The following is a 20,013-nucleotide window of genomic DNA, read 5'->3' as shown; positions in this document are numbered from 1 at the left end:
CGGGCCGGGGGGGGCGCCCCCGCGGGGGGGGGGGGGGCGGGGGGGGGGGGGGGGGGGGGGCCCCCCCCCCCCCCCCACCCCTCCGATGCCTCAGCGACCCGCTCAGTGACCCGGGGCGACGCCGCTCAACTCGTTCGGGACGTCCTCCAGCGTCACCGAGTCGGTGATCTCGCCGGAGGCGAGGTCGACCGCGTGGAGTTCGCGGGTGGCGGGCTCAGTCACGTAGGCCGTGGCGCCCCGGGTGAAGATCGCCGGGCGGGGGGCCTGCCACTCCAGCGGCTCGGTCCACTCCTCGTCAAGCACCGGGATGGTGCGGGTGACCTCCGCCGACTCCGGGTCGATGACGTGGATCGCGCCGTCGGTGCCGAGGACGAGCGCCTCGCCCTCGGGGCCGCGGGCCAGCGAGCGGAAGGTGTAGCTGGTGCCGAGGTCCACCCGTCGCAGGTCGCCGGTCTCGGTGTCGATCAACGCGATCTCCTCCGGCCGCTCCAACTCGGCCTCGGCGTCCTGCTTGTAGTCCGCCAGGACGATCGGCGACGCGTCGGAACCGGCCTGGTTGCCCATCCGGCCGTACTCGGTCGGGCTCTCCACCTTGGTGATCTCGCCGTCCCGGTAGATGACGGCGCCGTCCTCGCAGCCGACCACCACCGCCTCGCCCCGCGCCGTGGACTCGCCGTGCACGCCGGGGCACTCCTCGCTGCGCGCGATCTCCGCCCCGTTCTCGTCGAGCACGAGGATGCCGGTGCGCTCCTCCTCGGTGCCGAGCGTCACGACCAACTCGCCGTTGGACAGCTCGATCGCCACGCCGTGGTGCGCGTCGGCCGCCTGGTACGTCTCGGTCTCCGGCAGCTCGGCGGAGTTCAGGTCGCCCGGGTCGAAGCTGGTCACCTCGCCCGTGCCGTCCGCGAACAGCACGGTGCGGCCGGCGTGCCGGACCACGTGGCCGGGGTGCGGGGCCGCGAACTCCAGTTCGGTCAGCTCGCCGGCGGCCGCGTCCAGGACCCGGAAGCCGGTCGGGGTGGACACCAGCACGTGCCGGTCGTCGCCCGCCGGGTTGATCCGGTTGAAGCCGTCGAGCGGGATGTCCGCCGCGACCTCGAACGTCTCGCCGTCGATGACCTGGAGACCGCCGTCGTAGGTGACCACCAGCGGGTCGGCGACGGTCACGGTCGGCGTCTCCTCGGCCGCCGCGTCGGACGACGACGGCGTCTCGTCGGTCGAGCCGCCGCAGGCGGTCAGCGAGGCCGCCGCCACGGCGGCCGTGAACCCCACGCCGGCCTTCCTCAGCCGGTGCCAGGCATGTCTGGCCATGGTTCGAACTCCTTCTCAGTCGATGGGGGTTGGGAAACCTGGGGGGCTACGTCGCGCCGGACAGGCCGTCGGCGATGGCGTCCGCGTTGGCGCGCATCAGCGCGAGATACGTGCCGGCCGGTCCTTCCGGCTCGGTCAGGGACTCGGAGAACAGCTCGACCACCTCGACCCGCAGGCCGGCCTCCTCGGCCAGCACCCGGGCCAGCCGGTCCGGTTGCGAGGAGTCCGCGAAGACCGCCGGCACCCCCGCCTCCTCGACCGCCGTCGCCAACGACTCCAGGTCGGAGGCGCTGGGCGAGGCGAGCGTCGTGCCGCTGGGCACCACGGCCCCGATCACCGTGAAGTCGTAGCGGTCGGCGAGGTAGCCGAAGACGTGGTGGTTGGTGACCAGTTGGCGCCGCCCGTCCGGGATCGCCGCGAACCGATCCGTCATCCAGGCGTCGAGCTCGTCCAACTCGGCGGCGTACGCGGCGGCGTTGGCTCGCACCGCCGCCTCGTCCACGCCGGCGACCTCGGCGACGACCCGGTCCGCGATGGCGTCGGCCGCCGCCCGCACCCGCAGCGGGTCGGTCCAGAAGTGCGGATCGGGCTCGCCCTCCTCGGCACCCGCGTCCGCGCCGAACGACAGCGGGTCGACCTCCTCGGCCACCGCCAGCGTCGGCACGCCCGCCTCGTCGGCCGCCGCGACGTTGCGGGCCACCCCCTCCTCCAGGCCGAGCCCGTTGTGCACCAGCAGTTCGGCGTCCTCCAGCGTGGCCGCCTGCCGGGCCGAGACGCCGAACGAGTGCGGGTCGGCGCCCGGCGCCATCAGCACGGTGACCTCGGCCTCGTCCCCGACCACCCGGCGGGTGATGTCGCCCAGGATGTTGGTGGTGACCACCACGCCCGAGCCGCCGTCCCCGCCGCCCGGCGCGCACCCGGCCAGCGGCAGCAGTGCGAGCGCCGCGGCCACGGCCGGCCGGGCCCTCATCGGCCCGTCTCCACGAGGAGTTCGGGCGCCACGCCCGGGTCGAGGGTGCGGGAGACCCGGAGGTCGTCGGCGTAGTCGATCTCGTGGACGACGCCGGCCGTCGGGTCGTTGACGTAGGCGCGGCTGGTGTCCACCTCGATGACGGCGCCGGCGCCGGGATCGGTCAACGGCTCGGTCGCCGCCGTCTCCGCGCCGTCCCCGAGGGCGTACGCGCGCAGCGCGCCGTCCGGCGTCAGCGCGAGCAGCGTCGCCCCGTCGCCCGGCGCCGCCGCCGCGAGCACCGGACCGGTCTCCGTCAAGGTCCAGGCGCGGTCCGCGAGTTCGAGGGTCCACACGCCGCGCTCGCCGGCCGGCGCGACCAACGTGCCGCTGCCCGGCCGCTGTCCGAACGCCCGGGCCCGCTCGTCCGCCTCCGTGCCCTCCGGGTAGGGGATCGGCTCGCCGGTCAACTCCGCCTCGTCCGCGTCCCCTTCGGCGCGGACGAGCAGCGCGCCGTCCGCGCAGCCGAACACCACGCCGTAGCCGGTGGCGGCCGCGCCGGCCGGCTCGGGACAGGGCTCCGCGACCGCTCCGACCCGGGCGCCCGCCCGGTCGTACACCGCGACCTCCTCGGCACCCGGCACCAGCACCCGGCCCTCGAACGGGACGGCGGCGGCCGGTGCGTCCGCGTCGACCCTGGCCGCCTCGGCGATCTCGCCCGCGTCCAGCGCCTCCCGGTCGAGCAGCACCACCGTGCCGTCCGCGTAGGTCAGCGCGGTGACGGCGAGATCGGCGTGGGCGCCGAGGAGTTGGCCCGCGCCGCCCGGCACCGCGCCCACCACGGTGGGCGGGGTCCGGTAGTGGTGCGCGTGGTCGCCGTGGTCCACGGTCCACGCGCCGCCGTCCAGCACCGTCACGGTGCCGTCGTCCGCGGTCAGGTAGCCGTAACGCCCGTCGCCGGCGAGGCCGTTCAGGCCGTCGGCCGCGGCGTCGAGCGGCGTCACCTCCTCGGTGGTCAGGTCGAGCACCCGCGCCTCGCCGCCGCCGGCCTCGGCCAGCACCAGCCTGGGCTGCGGCTCCGCCAGCTCCTCGGCGCCCGCCACATAGCCGTGCGGCGTCGCCTCGTCGGTGGACGCCCCGGCTCCGGCCGGCGAACCGTCGCCCTCGCCGCCGCCGCACGCCGCGAGCAGCAGCGGAACCGCTGCCAGCGGCAGCCTCCGTCGTCTCCGTATCACGTGGTGAGCCCTGCCTGTTCCCTGCGTGTCGTCCGGATGGTCCGGGTGGTGGTCCTGGTGGTTCGGGTGGCGACGGCCGAGCCGAGCGCCGAGAGGAAGAAGCAGCCGACCGCGACCGCGGCGACGGTGGCGCCGGCTGCCGTGCCGGCGTGCCACGAGATCAGCAGCCCGAGGAAGGTGGCCGCGCTGCCCAGCAGCGCGGCGCCCAGCATGATCAGCGGGATCCGCCGCACCCACAGCGCGGCCGCGGCCGGCGGCGCGATCAGCAGCCCGAACACCAGCAGCGTGCCGACCACGTGGAAGGAGGCGGTGATCGCCAGCGTCACCAGGCCGAGCAGCGCCGCCCGCGCGACGCCGGGCCGCAGCCCGAGGGTCCGCGCCTTGCGCTCGTCGAAGGCGAGCGCGGTGAACGACCGGTGACCGGCCGCCGCGATCACCGAGGCGACCGCCAACGCGACCGCCAGGTAGCCGAGTTCGCGGTCCCTGACCGCCAGCACGTCGCCGAAGAGCAGCCCGGTCAGGTCCACCGCGAACGACTGGGAGCGCGAGACGATGATCACGCCGACGGCCAGCATCCCGGCGAACAGCAGCCCGATCGCCGTGTCCGTCGAGAGCCGGCGCGATCGGCCGAGCGCCGTCACGCCGAACGCCATCGCGCCCGCGCTGAGCGCGGCCCCCAGCAGCGGGCTGCCGCCGAGCAGCGAGGCCAACGCCACGCCGGGCAGCATCCCGTGCGACATCGCGTCGCCGAGGAACGCCATCCCGCGCAGCACCACCCAGGTGCCGGCGAGCGCGCAGATCAGCGAGACGAGGATCCCGCCCCAGAGCGCCCGTTGCACGAAGGACACCTGGAACGGATCGGACAACCACTCCATGGCGTATGACCATACAATGAAAATGAAAATGATTGTCAAACAGCGTGAAGTGAGGTCCGTCATGCCACCCACGAGCCGCGACGCGGTCACCCTGCGCGGCGTCACCGCCGGCTACCCGCGCCGCCCGCCCGCGCTGCGTGACGTCACCGCCCGCGTGCCGCGCGCCGGCCGCACCGCCGTCGTCGGCCCCAACGGCGCGGGCAAGTCCACGCTGCTCGGCGTCGTCGCCGGCGTGCCGCGCCCCACCACCGGGTCCGTCACCCGTCACGAGGACGCCGGCCGCCGGCCGGCCCTCGTGGTGCAACGCAGCGCCGCCGCCGACGCGTTGCCGCTCACCGTCCGCGACGCCGTCGCCATGGGGCGCTGGGCGCACCGCGGCCCCTGGCGGCCCCTCACCCGCCAGGACCGCGCCGTCGTCCGCGACTGCCTCGACCGGCTCGACCTGCTCGACCTGGCCGGGCGGCAGTTGGGCGAGCTCTCCGGCGGCCAGCGGCAACGGGCCCTGGTCGCCCAGGGCCTGGCCCAGGACTCCCGGCTGCTGCTCCTCGACGAGCCGGCCGCCGGCGTCGATCTGGCCGCCACCCGTCGGATATCGGCCGTCCTCGCCGACGCCGCCGAGCGGGGCGTCACGGTCGTCCAGGCCACCCACGACCTCGACGAGGCGCTGCGCGCCGACCACTGCCTGCTGCTCGCCGACGGCCGGCTGCTGGCCGAGGGCCCGCCCGCCGCCGTCCTCACCCCTGAGGCACTGGCCCACGCCGTTGGCCTGCGGCGCTGAGCAGGTCGGGCGAAGCCGGCTTCGGTTCGACGCTGCCCCGAAGGGGCGCGGGTCCTTGACGGCGCCGTGGACGAAAGACGGCCCGTCGTGGCGCTTCCAGCGGAGCGCTCACGCTTGTCAGCGACCCGAGTTGCCCCTAGAGTCCGGCGCGGCATCGCCTTGGGAGCGCTCCCCGAACCCGTACCCCCACTCGATCGAGGGAGCAGCACGACATGAGGAACCGTCTGCGCTGGACGCTGGCCACCATGGGCACGCTCGCCGCCCTGCTGACGACGGCGCCCGCCGCGCACGCCGACGTCCAGATCTGCGACCAGTACGGCTCCACCACCATCCAGGGGCGCTACACCGTCCAGAACAACCGCTGGGGCACCGGCGCCACCCAGTGCGTCAACGTCACCGGCTCCGGCTTCCAGATCACCCGGGCCGACGGCTCCGTGCCCACGGACGGGCCGCCGAAGTCCTACCCGTCGATCTACGTCGGCTGCCACTACGCCAACTGCTCGCCCGGCACCAACCTGCCGCGCCAGCTCTCCACCATCGGCAGCGCGCCGAGCAGCATCTCGTACGGCTACGTCGGCGGCGCCACCTACAACGCCTCCTACGACATCTGGCTCGACCCGACGCCCCGCACCAACGGCGTCAACCAGACCGAGATCATGATCTGGTTCAACCGGGTCGGCCCCATCCAGCCCATCGGCTCGCAGAGCGGCACCGCCACCGTGGGCGGCCGGAGCTGGGAGGTGTGGACCGGCAGCAACGGCTCCAACCGGGTGATCTCCTTCGTCGCCCCGTCCGCGATCAGCAGCTGGAGCTTCGACGTCATGGACTTCGTCGACGTGGCCGTCGCGCGCGGGATGGCCACCAACTCCTGGTACCTGACCAGCATCCAGGCCGGCTTCGAACCCTGGCAGGGCGGCGCGGGTCTCGCCGTGAACTCGTTCTCGGCCTCCGTCAACTAGCCCCTGACCGGGCGGGCGTCGCGGAGCCGCACCGCGCCGCGGCGAGGCGCTGTGGTCGGTGGCGCCAGCCCGCAGTAGGCCGCGGGGAAGGGCCCGGTCGTGCGTCCCCACGGGGCCGCCGGCCGGGCCGCCCGGGCGAGCCCCCGCACCGGGCGGGCGGGACCGCGACGCGCGCGGGACCGCGACGCGCGCGGGGAGCGCCGACCGCGTGGCGCGGAATTCGGATGCCGACGCCGCCTCCGCCGCCCCACAATGCGGTGGCATGCACAGCACCCTCACCGACTACTGGCCGCTCGCCGGCCTCCGGGTCACCACGCCCCGGCTCGAACTGCGACTGCCCACCACGGACGAGCTGGTCCAGCTGGCCGAGCTCGCCTGCGAGGGCGTCCACCCGCCCGAGGAGATGCCGTTCCTCTTCCCCTGGACCGACCTCCCGCCGCCCGAGCGCGGTCGCTCCGTCATCCAGTACCACTGGCGGATGGTGGGCCAGTGGGTCCCGGAGAACTGGGCGCTGGAACTCGCCGTCCTCCACGAGGGCCGGCCGGTCGGCGTCCAGGCCATCGCCGCGAAGAACTACGCCACGCTCCGCCAGGTCGAGAGCGGCTCCTGGCTGGGCCGGGCCCACCAGGGCAAGGGCATCGGCACCGAGATGCGGCAGGCCGTCGTCCACCTGGCTTTCGCCGGCCTCGACGCCACCGACGTCGTCTCCGGCGCGCTCAGCCACAACGCCACCTCGCAGGCCGTCTCCCGCAAGGTCGGCTACCGGCCGGACGGCATCGCCCGCCATGTGGTCCGGGACGTCGCCGTCACCGAGCACCGGTACCGCCTCACCCGTGACGAGTGGGCGGCCGGCGCCGCCGAGCGGCCGCCGGTCACCGTCACCGGGCTCGAACCGTGCCGACCGCTCTTCGGGCTCTGACCCCGGGCGCCGGGAGAGCCGTGCCAGCCTCCTCGGCTGCGCCGCGGCCGCACGCGCGGCGAGGTGTCCCGAGCCCCGTTCGGTGGCAGGGAGTTGAGAGGACGCACACGAAGGGGGAGGGCCTGTGGATCCGGAGATCGCCGCGTTGGCCGGCTCGGCGGGGACGACGATCGTGACGTTGGCGGCCACCGACGCGTGGGAGCGGGCCAGGGACGGCCTCGTCGCCCTCTGGCGCCGGGCGCGCCCCACGGGGGCCGACGCCGTGGGGAACGAACTGTCGACCACCCGCGACGAGTTGGCCACGGCGGGGCCCGAGGACACCGAGACCGAGCGCGAACTGGTGGCCCAGTGGCGCGGCCGGGTCCGACGGCTGCTGGCCGCGCACCCGGAGCTTGCGAACGAACTGCGGGCGCTGCTGGCGGAGTTGACCGAGGAGCAGGGGCGGCCGCCCGCCGCCCCGACCATCACCCAGCACGCCACCGCCTCCGGCAACGCCCGGGTCTACCAGGCCGGCGGCGACCTGCACATCGGCTGAGCGCCGCCGGCCGGCGGCGGCGGACAGCGGCGGCTACGCGCCGCCGGCCTCGGCGTCGGGGCGCTCCACGATGCCCCGCAGGTGGGCGATCGCGGTCATGCTGTTGGGCCAGCCCGCGTAGAACGCCAGGTGGGTGATGACCTCGGCCAACTCCTCCTTGGTCAGCCCGTTGTCCAGCGCCTTGCGCAGGTGGAAGTCGAGCTGGTCGGTGCGGTAGAGGGCGATCAGGGTGGTCACCGTGATCAGGCTCCGGTCGCGCGGCGACAGCTCGGGCCGCTCCCAGATGTCGCCGAACACGAGGTCGTCCGTCAGCTCCACCAACTTCGGCGCGAGATCGCCGATGATCCGCTGTGCCGCGGTCTGGTCCTCCGGCATGCGTCGCTCCCAACGGTGTGACGTCCGTTTCAGGCTAGCCATGGCGCGTGGGAGCCGCCCGCGGGGCGCCGGGACGCGGGGGTCAGCTCCCGTACTGCTTGGTGTCCGGGTGCTCGACCAGCAGGACGTGGGCGTACTCCTCCGCCACCGGCCGGTGCCGCACGCCGCGCCGCACGACGAACAGCTCGCCGGCCCGCAGTGGGACCGGGTCCTGGCCTTCCAGCTCGATGCGGAGGCTGCCGTCCCAGCACAGGAACATCTCGTCCTCGTCGTGGTGGTGCCAGGGGAACGCGCCCTCGACCCGGGCCAGCCGGACCACGGTGGTGTCGTTCACCCGGGCCAGCTCGTGCTGCTGGAAGGGGCCGGGGAGCGCGGCGATCGCCTCGGGCACGGATCGCGCGGCGGTGCCGGTCGTGATGTCTGTCGTCATGACCCGATCCTCACCCTCGTCTGGAGCGCCGCCCAGGGCCAATGCCACAGAATTGGTTCGCCAACCGAGCCAATTCGACCGTCGCGGAGGATCCGGACCATGCCCCTGACCCCGGCCGAGCTGGCCGACCGCCTGGGCCGCTGGTCCTCGGGGCGCGGTCCGCTCCACCTGCTGCTCGCCGCGCGGCTGCGGCGCCTCGTCGACGAGGGCGAGCTGCCGCCGGGCGCCGCCCTGCCGCCCGACCGCGCCCTGGCCGCCGCGCTCGTGGTCGGGCGCGGCACCGTCGTCGCCGCCTACGAGCACCTGCGCGTCGAGGGGCGCATCGTCCGCCGTCAGGGCAGCGGCACCCGGGTGGCGGGGCCGGCCGGGCCCGGGCCGCGCGAGACCACCGGCGCGCCCGTCTTCCTCCACCTGCTCGAACCCGACGACGACGTGATCCAGCTGGCCTGCGCCGCGCCCGTCGCGCCCCCGCCGGTGCTGCTGGCCGCCTACGAGCGGGCGCTGCCCCACCTGGCCACCGTCACCGACGACATCGGCTACCGCCCGACCGGCCACCCGCGGCTGCGGCGTGCCGTCGCCGAGTACTACGCGCGGCGCGGCCTGCCGACCGAGCCCGAGCAGATCGTGGTCACCAACGGCGGCCAGCAGGCGCTCTCGCTGCTGGCCCGCGCCTTCGTGGAGCCGGGCGGCCGGGTGCTGGTCGAGGCGCCCACCTACCCGGGCGCGCTGGAGGCGTTCGGTGAGCGGGCGGCGCACCTCCGAGCGCTGCCGATCGGCCTCGACGGCTTCGAGTCGGCGGTCGCCGCCCCGGCCCGCCGGCCCGACCTCGCCTACCTGGTGTCCACCCACCACAACCCGACCGGGGCCGTCCTGCCGCCGCTCGTCCGCCGTCGACTGGCCCGGGCCGCGGCCGCCGCCGACGTGCCGCTCGTCGACGACGAGGTCCTCGCCCACCTGACCTTCCCGGGACAGGAGACGCCACCCCCGCTGGCCGTGTACGCCGAGACCGGGATCGTCACCGTCGGCTCGCTGAGCAAGAGCGTGTGGGGCGGGCTGCGCATCGGCTGGATCCGCGCCGCCCGGCCGGTCGTCGACCGACTGGCCCGGCTCCGTGCTGTCCACGACCTGGGCGGCAACGTGCCCGCGCAGCTCGCCGCCGCCGAACTGCTGCCGGACCTCGAGGAGCACTGCGCCCGGCTGGCCGCCGAGCGCCGCGACCGGCACGACCACCTGCGGGCGGAGCTGGCGCGGCTGCTGCCCGGGTGGGAGGTTCCGCCCGCCACCGGCGGCCAGACGCTGTGGGTGCGGCTGCCGCACGGCGACGGCGACTCCTTCGCCCAGCTGGCGCTGCGGCACGGCGTGGCCGTGGTCCCCGGCGCCGGCCTCGACGCCTCCGGCGGCAGCCGGCGGCAGCTGCGCCTGCACTCCTTCGCCCCGCCGGAGACCCTGACCGAGGCGGTCCGCCGGCTGGCCACGGCCTGGCGGGTCTATGGCGGCGACCGGGACGACGCCCCCTCCCCGCGGGCGCTGGCCGTGTGACGCGGCCCGGTGGCCCCGTCAGTTTCCGGTGAGGCTCCCGGCGAGTGCCCGGCCGGCGTCGCGGGCGGCGGCGAGCGCCCGGGAGCGCTCCTCCTCGGCGAGGTCCCGCAGGTCCGCCATGGCGGGGGTGACGGCGGCGAGGGTGAGCTCCCGCTTGATGACGGTGAGCTCGGCCTCCCAGATGTCGGCGAGTACGCGCTCCAGGTACGGGGTGGAGTGGTCCCAGCCCGCGCGCGGCGTCCCGGGGCCGTAGCCGCCGCCGAGGGTGGTGACCAGCACGGTGGGGGTGCCCTTCAGCACCGGGGTGGTGGCGCCGGCACCCGCGATGACGAGGTCCACCCAGGTCTTGAAGTGCTGCGAGACGCCGTAGTTGTAGAGCGGCACGGCCAGGATCGCGGCGTCCGCGTCCTGGAGCTCCTGGGCCAGGGTCCCGCCCAGGGCGAGGGCGTCGCGCTGCTCCTGGGTGCGCTCCGCCTCGGCGGCGAAGGCCCCGACGGTGGCGGCCGCCCAGGCGTCGGCGGGCAGCGAGTCGACGCCGAGGTGGCGGCGGGTCACCGTGGCGTCCGGGTGCGCCGCGAGCCACTCGGCCTCGGCTACATCGGCGATCTCGGCGCTGGCGGAGGTGCCGGGCAGGATGCTGGCGTCGAGGCGGAACAGGTTCATGGTCGGGTGTCTCCTCGCAGGGTGAAAGGGGCCGTGGCGGCGCGGGACGGCCGCACGTTCGGCATAAGCGGACTTTACCCCGCTTTCATTCCCGGGGGTAGGTTGAGCCTCGTGGACCGGTCACTCGTGCCCCTGGGAAAGCCGCGCGGCGAACGCGCCGACGCCGCGCGCAACCGTGAGCACCTGCTGAGCACGGCCCGCGCGATGATCGCGGAGCACGGCGTGGAGAAGGTGACGATGGACGGCCTGGCCGAGCGCGCCGGCCTCGGCAAGGGCACCGTCTTCCGCCGCTTCGGCACCCGGGCCGGCATCTTCCGGGCGCTGCTCGACGACGACGAGCGGCGCTTCCAGGAACAGGTACTCTCCGGCCCCCCGCCACTCGGACCCGGCGCCGACCCGGCGCAGCGGCTGATCGCCTACGGCCGCGCCCGCGTGCCCTTCCTCCTGGACCACCTCGCCATCGCGCGGGCCGCCATGGAGCGGAACGGGGGCGCCCCGGAGGACGCGATCAGCATGACCCGACTGCACTTCCGCGTGCTGCTCGGCGAGGCCCGCGTCGAGTCGCCCAGCCTGGACGGCCTCGCGCTCCAGCTCACCGCCGCCCTGGAGGGCCCGCCGCTGCTGTACCTGAACCTGCCGGAGCTGAGCGCGCCCCCGGGACCGGGGGTCGGCCGCTCCCTCGTCGACAGCTGGCAGGCGCTGATCGAACGCGTCGTCTCGCCCTAGGGTCTGTCTGATAATTCCCGGTGGATCAGCGAGCGGCGGATGGCTCCCCCAGACTTCGTCCGGGAGGTGCCCCCACAAGCTGGCAAGGCGCCGGATCGCAGCTCGTACTTGGCCGTACTCGCGCGATTCGGCAACGCAGCCAGGCGGGATGCCAGCCGTCGCGAGCCCGCCGGGGATTGTCAGACAGGCCCTAGCGGCCGGGCACGCGATCGCCTGACGCCGAGGGAGCGTGGCGGCCTGACGTCTCCGGCGGGAACCAGGCCGTCAGGGTCCCCGGGGCGATCGGCAGCGAGACGTGCTCGTGCGCGATCAGCCACCTGTCGCCCGACCGCCGGCAGCCGAGCTCGACCGCGCTGGCGGTGTGACGCCGCGACCCGGCGCCGACGAAGTGGCGCGGGACGCCGGGCGGCCGGCTATCGAGGGGCGACGCCGTCCCGGAACTCGGTGAGCCAGGCCCTGAAGTCCGCCTCACCGTGGAGGAACGTCCCGGTTCCGGTCTTGAGATCGGCGCCGCCCAGGCGGTCCAGTGCGTTCCAGACCGTCTCGTCCTCCAACTCGGGGGCGTCGCCCTCCATGGTCGCCATCGCCCAGTCGGCCGTGTCGCCCGCCGACTCGGGGTCGGCGAGCAGTCGACGCAGTCGGTGTTCGATCTCGGCGCGCAGGTCCGTCACCCGTCGATGGTAGCGCCCGAGCCCGGGCCGTTCCCTCGCGCGGTGTTCAGAACCTGCCGGTGAAGTTCCCGTCGACGTCGAAGGTGTAGTGCACCTTCTCCCCGCCCGTGACATTGACATCCGGCCGGACGATCCGCACGTTGCCCTGTTGGTCCAGGGTCTCGTGCCAGATCCGTTTGGCTCCGGTGGCCGGGTCCCACTCCCTGACCATCCGGCGGCCCACCATCTCACCCGGGTTGCGGGCCTCGGCGATCCGCCCGTAGAAGCGGATGCGGCCGTTCTCCAGTTCCCGGTACCCGCCCTTCCCGTACTTCTTCGACTGCTTGTTGAACTCCCCCATCAGGGACGGGTCGAGTCCGTGCGGAGCAAGGCCCAGGGGGTCGCTCCACGTGTGGGGGTTGTGCGGGTAGGTGTAGTGGTTCGCCGCCGGACCGAGGCCGAGGGGGTCGGGGGAGGTGAACCGGGCGGTGCGCGGGTCGTAGTGCCGGAACAGGCTGTAGTGCCAACCGGTCTCGTCGTCCGCGTACTGGCCGGGGAAACGCAGCGGCGTGGCCGGCCGCTCGCCCCCGCCGCCCGGCACGTCGACACCCCAGACGGTGCGCCTGGCCCGCCACGCCGTGACACCGCCCTCTCCGACCAACTCCACCGGCCCGCCCACGAGGTCGGTGACGATGGCGTAGAAACGACGATCGACCTCGTGGTCGGTGAGGGACTCGGTCTGGGTGATCGGGTGGAGCCCCAGGTAGTCCCACGTCATCGTCGTCTCGGCGGTCGTCTGTTCGACGAGGCTCTCCTCGAGCCAGGAGAAGACGACCCGCTGAGGGACCGTCCCGTCCTCGCGGCGCCGCGCCTTCTCGATCCGGCGACCCAACGGATCGTAGGCGTACTCCCAGCGGGCACCGTCGGGTGTGGTGACCGCCACCAGGTGGTCCTCGGCGTCCCACTCGTAACGCCAGGTGTCGGGCCTGCGTGACAGCCTGGTGCGTTGGCGCAGCACCACGCGGCCGGCGGCGTCGTACTCGTAGCGGGTGTGTCCGGCCCGGGCGACGCGGGAGCCGTCGTAGGCGCGCTCGCCGAGGGAGTCGGAGGGGGCCTCCTCGGGCCAGGTCCCCGCGACCTGGTTGCCGGCCGCGTCGTAGGCGTACCGCTCGGACCAGGCCGGGCCGTCGACGCCGGTGACGCGGCCCAGCGGGTCCAGCGCGTAGGAGACCCCGGCGGCCTCGTCCCGTGTCTCCCGGCGGACGCCCACCAGGTAGGCGTCGGGCCGGTACCGGTAGGTCGTGCGGTGGGGGCCGGTGGCGTCCGGGCCGACGGTTCGCTGTTCGGTCAGCCGGCCGGCCAGGTCCCAGGAACGGCTCATCGTCACGCAGTCGGAGACGTGCCGCGTGATCTCACGCCCCACGGCGTCGTGTTGGAAGGTCAGCAACCGGTCACCGCTGCTCAGCGACTCGGGACGGCCGGCGGCGTCATAGCTCCACCGGCTCGACTGACCTGACGGGGTGGTGCGGGTCAGCACCCGCCCGAGGGGATCGAAGGTCTGGGTCACGGTGCGGTCGTCGACGGTCTCCGACACCAGACGGCCCAGGACGTCCCACTGCCGTTCGAGCCGGCTGCCGGGGCCGGCCGCGTGCGTCAGCCGACCCTCGGGGTCGTGGGTGTAGCTGGTGACGGCCCCGTCGAGTGTCTTGGTCACGATGCGCCCCATCGGGTCGCGCACGTAACCGACCTGCTGCCCCAGGCTGTTGGTGCGGCCGACCAACTGTCCGGCGGCGTCCAGCGTGTAGTGGACGACGCGCCCGTCGAAGTCGGACTCGCCGACCAGCCGACCGGCCGCGTCGTAGGTGTAGTCCCAGCTTCTGTCCAGCGCGTTGACCACCGTGACCAAGCGGAGTTCCGTGTCGCGGTGGAGCTCGAAACGCGAGCCGTCCGGATCCGTCTGGGCGCTCGGCAGGTCGAAGGGGCCGTACTCGAAGCGGGTGGTGTTCCCGTTCTCGTCGGTGTGGGCGAGGCAGTTGCCCTCACCGTCCCAGACCCAACTCCGGGTGTTCCCGAGCGCGTCGACGCTGCGTGCCGGGTGACCCTCCGGTGTCCACTCCATCCGTACCGTGCCGCCCAACGGGTCCGTGACGGCCGTCACGCGGCCCATCGGGTCGTACTCGTAGCTGGTGACCTGGCCCAGCGGATCGACCACGGCGGTCGGCAGGCCGGCCGCGTTGCGGCGGAACTCGGTGCGTCGGCCCAACGCGTCGGTCAGCGCGACGACCGCGCCGTGTTCGTCGTAGCCGTAGCGGGTGCGCTGACCGGCCGGGTCGAGCAGCACCGTCCGGTTGCCGGCCGCGTCATAGGCCTGGCGCCACACCGAGCCATCGGGCCCGACCACCTCGGTCGGCAGGTGCAGCTCGTTGTACTCGGCGCGGATCTCACCGCCGTCGGGACGCACGATCAGGCCGAGATCACCGGCTTCGTCCCACACGTGGCGGGTGGTGCGCCCGAGTGCGTCGGTGACGGTCAGGGAGCGGTCGTAGCGGTCCCACACCTGGCCGGTGGTGTGGCCCAGCGGGTCGGTCCTGGAAACGAGTTGGAAGCTGTCGTTGAACTGGTAGAGCGTCTCGTGACCAAGGGAGTCGGTGACGACCGTGCGATGGTTCTCGAGGTCGTAGGCGTACCCGTACTCCAGGGCGCGGTCGGTGCCGGTGGTGAAGACACAGCGACCCGCCGGGTCGTACTCGTAGGAGTACCAGTAGCCGTTTCGGTCCTCCCAGCGAGACATCCGGAACTGGTCGTCGTAGAAGAACCTGACGGGTTGACCGGAGGAGTTGGTGATCTCGGCGAGGAGGCCGGAGGCGTCGTAGCCGTACGACAGGAGGGTGGGCTGGTCGGGGTCGTTGAGCAGCCGCAGTGCCGTGATCCGGCCGTTCTCGGTGGTGATTCCGACGTGGTAGCCGCCGGAGTGGTGGAGGTCGGTGGGGGCGCCCTGGGCGTCGTAGGCGAGTTGGACGCGGTTGTCGTTGCGGTCGGTGATCGCGATGAGGGGCAGCTCGCCGCCGGGACGGCCCGGAGTGGGAGCGAAGTGGAGAACCTGCCCCGTCTCCCCCTGGCGGACGCTCAGGGGCGCCTGCGGGTGGCCGTCCCATTCCAGGGGCCATCGAGGACCCTCGACGGGGAGGACGGGCTGGCCCGGGATGGGCCTGGGGTAGAGCAGCGTCATGCCGTCGGCGGTCAGCAGCCGGGCGCCGTACTCGTCGAGGACGATGCGTTGATCGAGGGTGGAGGCCCACGACGTGCCGAACCAACCGCCGTCCCGGTAGGAGGAGATGTGGTGACGCTCGACGACCAGCGGCAGCACGCCGGGGAGTTCGATGTCGACGGCGGACATCAGCAGCTCGCCGGTGGCGACGTCCACGGGGTCGCCGCAGGCGGTGCGGCCGTTCATCGGGATGCCCTCGCCCCGGGTACGGCGGCCCAGACGGAGCGCGCCCTGGCGCAGACCGCGCAGTCCGGTGGAGGCGAGGGAGCGTGCGCCGCGGGCGAGGCCGCCGAGGGTGGTGAGGCCCTTCATGCCGGGGATGCAGTCAAGCGCCGCGAAGGCGACGTCCCACAGGGAGGCGCGGCCGTTGGCGTAGTCGTAGAGGGTGTCGGCGAGGACGACGAGCGCGGCGGCCAGCACCACCAAGGCGATCGGCCCGCCGATGATCATGGCGACGATGCCGAGGACGGCGACGACGACCTTGCAGATCTCGACGATGGTGTCCCAGTTCTCCGACACCCAGTGGATCGCGTCCTCCCACCAGGAACGGTTCTGGATGCCGGCGTCGGACGCCTCGTCGATCTCGTCGGCGCAGGCCCGGGCCGCCTCCTCGCGCATCTCCTTCGCATCCAGGGCGAGTTGACGTGCCGCCGACAGCGCCTCCTCGGCGCTGTCGACCCGCGACTGGGCGGAACTGGCCGCGCTCCGGGCGGCGTTCGCGTCCCGGGTCGCGGCCCGCACCTCCGCTTCCGACGGCGGCTCGACGCCCTCCCGCTCGCCCTCACGCTCGATCCGATCGGCCTCGTCCCCGGCCCTGGACACCCAGTCCTGCGCGTCGGACAACGCCGCCTGAGCGGTGGAGAGGTCGGCCTGGGCGCTGATCGCCCGATCCAGGGCCCGGTCGGCCATGCCCTGCGCGGTCTCCAGCTTCGGCCAGTACGTCTGGAGGGCCTGGGCCGCCATGTCGTACGACGTCTGGAGCTTCTGGAGATTGCCCGGCACGCCGTCGAACTCGCTGCGGAACGCCTCGGCCGACAGACCGGCCCAGTCCATCACCGCCCGGTCCTCCGCCATCCCCCTGATGCGGCCGAGCGCCTCGCCGACGTCGTCCGCGAAGGTTTGCAGCGAGTCGGCGAGGGTCCGCACCTCGTCCGGGTCGCCAGGCGTCGGATCCGACTCCATGTCCACCGGTGACCAGTCGGACGGTCGCGCCATGTTTCCCCCAAGTTCCCCGTTCCACAGTGCGCTTGAACGCTACAGAGGGGCCGGGTGGGCCGGCAACGCGCTGCGCGGATCGTCGGTCTCCGGGGTAGGTCCATGAGGCGAGTGCCCGGAGCGCCCTGTCACCGTTCGCCAGTTGATCTTTTGCCCTTCCATGCCTGTTCAGGGTTGCGAACGTCGAACCCGACGCACTTGCTGCGGAGGAGTCGAGCGCGGCGCGGGACATCGCGGAGCTGGCGGCGGAACTCACGGAGATGGCCACGGCCGATCACCGGCTGGCGGTCGCGGCGGGCTCGGCCAGCCCCCGTGACCTGGCGTTCCTCCGGGACCGCACGCTGGTCAACGAGGGCCGCGAGCAGATCTACGGCACAGGGATCGCCGGCGTGCGGGACGGGGCGCCGCGGCCGAGGCCCGCCGCCATCGCCTCGAAGTCCGGTCCCGGACCGCCCAGTTCGGCCGCCGTCCGCTCGACCACGGCCCGCGGCACGTGCACCTGGACGGTGCGCAGCGCCGACGCCGCGCGGTAGCTCCGCACGCTCGACCGGCCCGGCACCCTGAGCTCCAACCGCCCCGGCACCCAACGCCGTTTGGCCGCCCTGCCGCCGCCGTGCGTCGTCCGCATCACCGCCTCCCCGCCCGTGCAGAGCACGGGATGCAGATCGGCCACCCCGGGCAGCGGCAACGCCTCGGCCTCGGGCGCGTGCGCGAAACACTGCACGAGCACCGACCGCCAGCCCGCGTCGCTCCAACTGCAGTAGGTGCGCCGCACGACCCCCGCCATGTCGAAACCGGCGTACGGCCGCAGGTCGAAGTCGGACGAGTCGAACACGCCACAACCCTACGGTCGGCGAGGCCCGCCCGGACGAACACGCAGGCGATCCGGCTTCTCGCCTATGGGCTCGTCCGAGCCGGCCGTGTTCAATCGGACTTCTCGGAACGATTCCCCTCACCTGACGGAAGGACCTGATGAGCACCGACGCCGGTTCGCTGACCTCCCAGGACCTCGATTTCCTGCGCCGCCCCCTGCACGGGTTCCTCTCCGTGGCCGGGGGGCCGACCCCGCCACAGCCCCGGCCAGTGTGGTTCGAGGCCACTGCCGAGGGCACGATCCAGCTGTTCACGGCCCCGGACTCGCCCAAGATCCGGCGCCTGCGCCACGACCCCCGCGCCTCGCTCGTCGTCGCCGCCCCGGTCGGCGAACGCGAGCGCTGGATCTCGATCGCCGGCCGCACGACGGTGGAACCCGACGGGGCGCACGAGCTGTGCACCCGCCTGGCCGCCCGCTACTGGGACCTCGACGACCCGGCCCGCGCCGCCGAACTCACCGAGATGCTGGCCGGCGACTGGGTGCGTCTCGTCATCCACCCGGAGAGCGTGAGCCGCTACACCAACTGACCACCGCAGATTGCCGCTCCCGGGGTGCGGGGGCAACCACGCGGCCGCCCGTGCCGTCTCACCTGCCGACACGCGGGCGTGCGTACTGTCGTTCGTCCACCGGGCACCGTCGCTGGAGGCACTCATGGCCGTGGTCGGCCTGTTCTGGATCACCGAGGACTCCGTGTGCCTGGGCGCCGCGCCCGTCGGCACGGCATCCGGGGTACGGCTGACGGAGGACGGTGTCGAAGTCCTGGGCGACGACCGCGGCGCGGCGTGGAGTTGGGGCGAGGTGCGGCGGATCGAGGTCCGTGACGTGCCCGTGCGGTCCGCCGCCCGCCGCCTGGTGTCCATGGCCTTCGACACGCTGTACACGGCGGTGACCGGCGACGGTGAACTCCCGCCCGCCTACACGGTGGACGTGGAGACCGCCGACGGCACCGTCGAGGTGAGTGTCGTCTCTGCCGTCACCGGCGGGATCTACACCCCCGATGAGTACGAACTCTCCCGCACGCTCCTCGGCCGGCTCGTCGACGGCGGCGCGAAGGTGGGTGACCTGCTGGCGTGGCGCCGTGACCACGCGGCGGACGACACCCCGCCCCGCGAGGAGCGCGAAGCGCTGCTCCGTAAGTGGGCCGAAAGCGCCTAGGGATTCACCGCGTTGGGCATCCACGCCCGCAACGGCCGCTGGATCAGCTCCCGGTAGGAGTGGTGGGACGGGTGCCGCCCAGCGTGGTCACGCACCCAGTGCGCGACCTGTTCCTCGTCGGCGAGGACGTCGGAGGCGTTGAGGCAGACGGCGCACTGGGCGCCGAAGACGGTCGGCTCGGCGTCGGGCTCGTCGTCGAGGGCGACGATCCACTCCTCGAACCGGTAGACGGAGCGGGTCACTTGGGGTCCCCGCCGTTCCTGCTCAAACGGTTCGCCTCACTCCGGGCGTTGACCTCACGAAGCCGTTCACGCAGCCGATCGGCGGTGCTTTCATCCGGCTCAGGGGGTGTTGGCGTGTCGTTCATGGATGCGCTCCCCTCCACCTCGGCGCGATGGCAGACGGCAACCGTATTGCTGCGGAGAGGAGCGTCACAACTGTGTGTCGCGATGGAGTTGGGGAGATCCTGGGGCGGTTTGCACCGCAGGTCAGCTCAGGCGTGCGAACCGGTTGGTCTTGATGCTGTGAAGAAGCGCGTGGAGACGTGGCGGGTCGGTCGCTGCTATCACATCCGGCGCATCACTCTCTCGCACTTCCAGGAGGCCGCCGGAGCGGGCCAACTCCAGGCAGTTCCCGGCTTCTGACGAATACGACGACTTCTGCCAATGGGTGTCCGGCATTTCCGCCTTCCTAGAGGTTGCGCACGATATCCAGAATGAGATCGAGCGTCTTCTCGGGGCTGACGGCCAATTCTTGCACGCGCTCAATGATGGCTCGGTAGTTCTTCAGATGCGTCTCGGCGTCGAGCAGGACGGACGCGTGGCCGGAGTCCAGTTGGACCGTGTCCAGCGCGGGCACCGCTCCGTCGGCGTAGAGCATGGTGGTGCCCGAGCCCGGGAAGGCGCCTGCGGTGAACGGAACAACGCGCACGGTGGCGTTGTCTCGGTCTGCGGCCTCGAGCAGGTACTCCAGCTGACTCCGGATAACCTTGCGGCCGCCGTTCTGAATCCGCAGAGCTGCTTCGTGGATGATGAAAGTGCAGTGGGGTGCGTCTGCCCTGTCCAGAAGGTCTCGGCGTCTCATCCGATGTGAAAGTCTGCGGCGAAGTTCGACGGGGGTCAGGGTCGGAACGGCCGTCGCGAACACCGTCCTGGCGTATTCCTCGGTCTGTAGCAACCCGGGGATGTGGGTGACCTGCATGGAACGGAGCGCCCTCGCGTGATGCTCCAGCTCCGCGAGGTCCAGCCAACTGGGCGGGAGCGTCCCGCGGTACTCCTCCCACCAGCCCTTGACGCGCTCGTCGGCCATCATCGCCAGCGCGTCCACGTACGTCTTGTCGGGACAGGCGTAGGCGCGCGCGAAGGTGCGCACGCGCTCCGCGCTCACACCGAAGCGACCTGACTCCGTGTTGCTGATCCGGGCGCGGTCCATGTTCAGGAGGGCTGCCGCATCACCGCCGTTGAGGCCGGCTCGCTCCCGCATTTTGCGCAGCTCAGCGCCAAGGCGGCGCTGTCGGGCGGTAGGTGCTGACCTGGGCGGCATCCGTTCCCCTTCCTG

The 20,013-nt window shown here is 73.2% G+C and carries 20 protein-coding genes and 1 pseudogene; 8 read left to right on the top strand and 13 right to left on the bottom strand.

From position 1 onward, the window contains the following. Positions 1-102 precede the first annotated feature (102 nt). Genes aztD through aztB form a run of 4 tightly spaced genes read right to left on the bottom strand, consistent with a single transcriptional unit; the run spans position 103 to position 4,370 of the window. Positions 103-1,311, bottom strand: coding sequence for a zinc metallochaperone AztD (gene aztD, locus ACFWI8_RS15970; protein WP_387091025.1), 1,209 nt, complete (start codon positions 1,309-1,311; stop codon positions 103-105). A gap of 46 nt (positions 1,312-1,357) precedes the next feature. Continuing rightward, positions 1,358-2,281 (bottom strand): zinc ABC transporter substrate-binding protein AztC, encoded by a 924-nt coding sequence (aztC, locus tag ACFWI8_RS15965; RefSeq protein WP_387091021.1) that lies wholly within the window; start codon positions 2,279-2,281, stop codon positions 1,358-1,360. Continuing rightward, positions 2,278-3,495: a hypothetical protein gene (locus tag ACFWI8_RS15960; RefSeq protein WP_387091018.1), complete on the bottom strand. Its 1,218-nt coding sequence runs from the start codon at positions 3,493-3,495 to the stop codon at positions 2,278-2,280. The genes aztC and ACFWI8_RS15960 overlap by 4 nt, the downstream gene beginning before the upstream one ends. Beyond that, positions 3,492-4,370 carry a zinc ABC transporter permease AztB gene (gene aztB / locus ACFWI8_RS15955; protein ID WP_387091016.1) on the bottom strand — a complete coding sequence of 293 codons (879 nt, stop codon included), beginning with the start codon at positions 4,368-4,370 and terminating at the stop codon, positions 3,492-3,494. Before aztB ends, ACFWI8_RS15960 begins: the two co-directional genes overlap by 4 nt. A 61-nt stretch (positions 4,371-4,431) precedes the next feature. Between aztB and aztA the strand changes: the two genes are divergently transcribed. The 4 genes and pseudogenes from aztA (at position 4,432) to ACFWI8_RS15935 (ending at position 7,561) form a co-directional block, all read left to right on the top strand. After that, positions 4,432-5,148, top strand: coding sequence for a zinc ABC transporter ATP-binding protein AztA (gene aztA / locus ACFWI8_RS15950; protein WP_387091013.1), 717 nt, complete (start codon positions 4,432-4,434; stop codon positions 5,146-5,148). A gap of 212 nt (positions 5,149-5,360) precedes the next feature. Then, positions 5,361-6,104: pseudogene (locus tag ACFWI8_RS15945) on the top strand (glycosyl hydrolase family 5); the annotation flags it as partial. A gap of 265 nt (positions 6,105-6,369) precedes the next feature. Next, a complete protein-coding gene (locus ACFWI8_RS15940; protein WP_387091010.1) occupies positions 6,370-7,026 on the top strand; it encodes a GNAT family N-acetyltransferase in 657 nt (218 codons plus the stop codon). Between the two features lie 124 nt (positions 7,027-7,150). Then, positions 7,151-7,561, top strand: coding sequence for a hypothetical protein (locus ACFWI8_RS15935; RefSeq protein WP_387091007.1), 411 nt, complete (start codon positions 7,151-7,153; stop codon positions 7,559-7,561). 33 nt (positions 7,562-7,594) lie between these two features. Here ACFWI8_RS15935 and ACFWI8_RS15930 read toward each other — a convergent pair whose 3' ends face one another. After that, positions 7,595-7,936, bottom strand: a complete 342-nt coding sequence (locus tag ACFWI8_RS15930) for a carboxymuconolactone decarboxylase family protein (RefSeq protein ID WP_387091004.1) — start codon at positions 7,934-7,936, stop codon at positions 7,595-7,597. Between the two features lie 82 nt (positions 7,937-8,018). Beyond that, positions 8,019-8,366 (bottom strand): cupin domain-containing protein, encoded by a 348-nt coding sequence (locus tag ACFWI8_RS15925; RefSeq protein WP_387091002.1) that lies wholly within the window; start codon positions 8,364-8,366, stop codon positions 8,019-8,021. A gap of 99 nt (positions 8,367-8,465) precedes the next feature. On the opposite strand from ACFWI8_RS15925, the gene ACFWI8_RS15920 reads away from it, so the two are divergent. Further along, positions 8,466-9,905 (top strand): PLP-dependent aminotransferase family protein, encoded by a 1,440-nt coding sequence (locus tag ACFWI8_RS15920; RefSeq protein ID WP_387090999.1) that lies wholly within the window; start codon positions 8,466-8,468, stop codon positions 9,903-9,905. An 18-nt stretch (positions 9,906-9,923) separates the two neighbouring features. Here the strand turns inward: ACFWI8_RS15920 and ACFWI8_RS15915 are convergent, their stop codons facing one another. Next, the gene (locus tag ACFWI8_RS15915; protein WP_387090996.1) at positions 9,924-10,568 is read right to left on the bottom strand and encodes an FMN-dependent NADH-azoreductase; all 645 of its coding nucleotides are present in this window, start codon (positions 10,566-10,568) and stop codon (positions 9,924-9,926) included. A 111-nt stretch (positions 10,569-10,679) separates the two neighbouring features. Here ACFWI8_RS15915 and ACFWI8_RS15910 point away from each other — a divergent pair, with 111 nt between their 5' ends. Continuing rightward, the gene (locus ACFWI8_RS15910; RefSeq protein WP_387090993.1) at positions 10,680-11,294 is read left to right on the top strand and encodes a TetR/AcrR family transcriptional regulator; all 615 of its coding nucleotides are present in this window, start codon (positions 10,680-10,682) and stop codon (positions 11,292-11,294) included. Positions 11,295-11,707: 413 nt separating this feature from the next. Here the strand turns inward: ACFWI8_RS15910 and ACFWI8_RS15905 are convergent, their stop codons facing one another. The 3 genes from ACFWI8_RS15905 to ACFWI8_RS15895 form a co-directional block, all read right to left on the bottom strand. Then, on the bottom strand, positions 11,708-11,965 hold the full coding sequence (locus ACFWI8_RS15905) for a DNA-binding protein (protein WP_387090991.1): 258 nt from the start codon (positions 11,963-11,965) through the stop codon (positions 11,708-11,710). Between the two features lie 46 nt (positions 11,966-12,011). Continuing rightward, positions 12,012-16,427 (bottom strand): DUF6531 domain-containing protein, encoded by a 4,416-nt coding sequence (locus ACFWI8_RS15900; RefSeq protein WP_387090988.1) that lies wholly within the window; start codon positions 16,425-16,427, stop codon positions 12,012-12,014. Between the two features lie 367 nt (positions 16,428-16,794). Beyond that, complete coding sequence (locus ACFWI8_RS15895; RefSeq protein ID WP_387091161.1) at positions 16,795-17,262, bottom strand: hypothetical protein; 468 nt, start codon at positions 17,260-17,262, stop codon at positions 16,795-16,797. A 137-nt stretch (positions 17,263-17,399) separates the two neighbouring features. Here ACFWI8_RS15895 and ACFWI8_RS15890 point away from each other — a divergent pair, with 137 nt between their 5' ends. Next, positions 17,400-17,828 (top strand): pyridoxamine 5'-phosphate oxidase family protein, encoded by a 429-nt coding sequence (locus tag ACFWI8_RS15890; protein WP_387090985.1) that lies wholly within the window; start codon positions 17,400-17,402, stop codon positions 17,826-17,828. Between the two features lie 124 nt (positions 17,829-17,952). Further along, positions 17,953-18,456: a hypothetical protein gene (locus ACFWI8_RS15885; RefSeq protein WP_387090982.1), complete on the top strand. Its 504-nt coding sequence runs from the start codon at positions 17,953-17,955 to the stop codon at positions 18,454-18,456. On the opposite strand, the gene ACFWI8_RS15880 is transcribed toward ACFWI8_RS15885, so the two are convergent. The 3 genes from ACFWI8_RS15880 to ACFWI8_RS15870 all read right to left on the bottom strand — a co-directional run bounded on the left by ACFWI8_RS15880 (position 18,453) and on the right by ACFWI8_RS15870 (position 19,998). Next, positions 18,453-18,698, bottom strand: coding sequence for a hypothetical protein (locus ACFWI8_RS15880; protein ID WP_311601997.1), 246 nt, complete (start codon positions 18,696-18,698; stop codon positions 18,453-18,455). The two genes, ACFWI8_RS15885 and ACFWI8_RS15880, sit on opposite strands and share 4 nt — an antisense overlap. A gap of 246 nt (positions 18,699-18,944) precedes the next feature. Then, complete coding sequence (locus tag ACFWI8_RS15875; RefSeq protein ID WP_387090979.1) at positions 18,945-19,136, bottom strand: DUF397 domain-containing protein; 192 nt, start codon at positions 19,134-19,136, stop codon at positions 18,945-18,947. Positions 19,137-19,146: 10 nt separating this feature from the next. Further along, positions 19,147-19,998, bottom strand: coding sequence for a helix-turn-helix domain-containing protein (locus tag ACFWI8_RS15870; protein WP_387090976.1), 852 nt, complete (start codon positions 19,996-19,998; stop codon positions 19,147-19,149). Positions 19,999-20,013 lie beyond the last annotated feature (15 nt).

Origin of the sequence: Streptomyces sp. NPDC127098 (genome assembly GCF_042722465.1) — a bacterium.
GTDB lineage: Bacteria > Actinomycetota > Actinomycetes > Streptomycetales > Streptomycetaceae > Streptomyces > Streptomyces millisiae.
The sequence above is the reverse complement of the archived record's forward strand: the minus strand, read 5'-3'. Positions and strand labels throughout refer to the sequence as shown.

Bases quoted from the DNA above. Each gene is read 5' to 3' on its own strand.
- ACFWI8_RS15885 (WP_387090982.1), top strand. From the start codon at position 17,953: ATGGCCGTGGTCGGCCTGTTCTGGATCACCGAGGACTCCGTGTGCCTG.
- ACFWI8_RS15915 (WP_387090996.1), bottom strand. From the start codon at position 10,568: ATGAACCTGTTCCGCCTCGACGCCAGCATCCTGCCCGGCACCTCCGCC.
- aztA (WP_387091013.1), top strand. From the start codon at position 4,432: ATGCCACCCACGAGCCGCGACGCGGTCACCCTGCGCGGCGTCACCGCC.
- ACFWI8_RS15870 (WP_387090976.1), bottom strand. From the start codon at position 19,998: ATGCCGCCCAGGTCAGCACCTACCGCCCGACAGCGCCGCCTTGGCGCT.
- ACFWI8_RS15925 (WP_387091002.1), bottom strand. From the start codon at position 8,366: ATGACGACAGACATCACGACCGGCACCGCCGCGCGATCCGTGCCCGAG.
- aztD (WP_387091025.1), bottom strand. From the start codon at position 1,311: ATGGCCAGACATGCCTGGCACCGGCTGAGGAAGGCCGGCGTGGGGTTC.
- aztC (WP_387091021.1), bottom strand. From the start codon at position 2,281: ATGAGGGCCCGGCCGGCCGTGGCCGCGGCGCTCGCACTGCTGCCGCTG.
- ACFWI8_RS15930 (WP_387091004.1), bottom strand. From the start codon at position 7,936: ATGCCGGAGGACCAGACCGCGGCACAGCGGATCATCGGCGATCTCGCG.
- ACFWI8_RS15875 (WP_387090979.1), bottom strand. From the start codon at position 19,136: ATGCCGGACACCCATTGGCAGAAGTCGTCGTATTCGTCAGAAGCCGGG.
- ACFWI8_RS15900 (WP_387090988.1), bottom strand. From the start codon at position 16,427: ATGGCGCGACCGTCCGACTGGTCACCGGTGGACATGGAGTCGGATCCG.
- ACFWI8_RS15890 (WP_387090985.1), top strand. From the start codon at position 17,400: ATGAGCACCGACGCCGGTTCGCTGACCTCCCAGGACCTCGATTTCCTG.
- ACFWI8_RS15920 (WP_387090999.1), top strand. From the start codon at position 8,466: ATGCCCCTGACCCCGGCCGAGCTGGCCGACCGCCTGGGCCGCTGGTCC.
- ACFWI8_RS15940 (WP_387091010.1), top strand. From the start codon at position 6,370: ATGCACAGCACCCTCACCGACTACTGGCCGCTCGCCGGCCTCCGGGTC.
- aztB (WP_387091016.1), bottom strand. From the start codon at position 4,370: ATGGAGTGGTTGTCCGATCCGTTCCAGGTGTCCTTCGTGCAACGGGCG.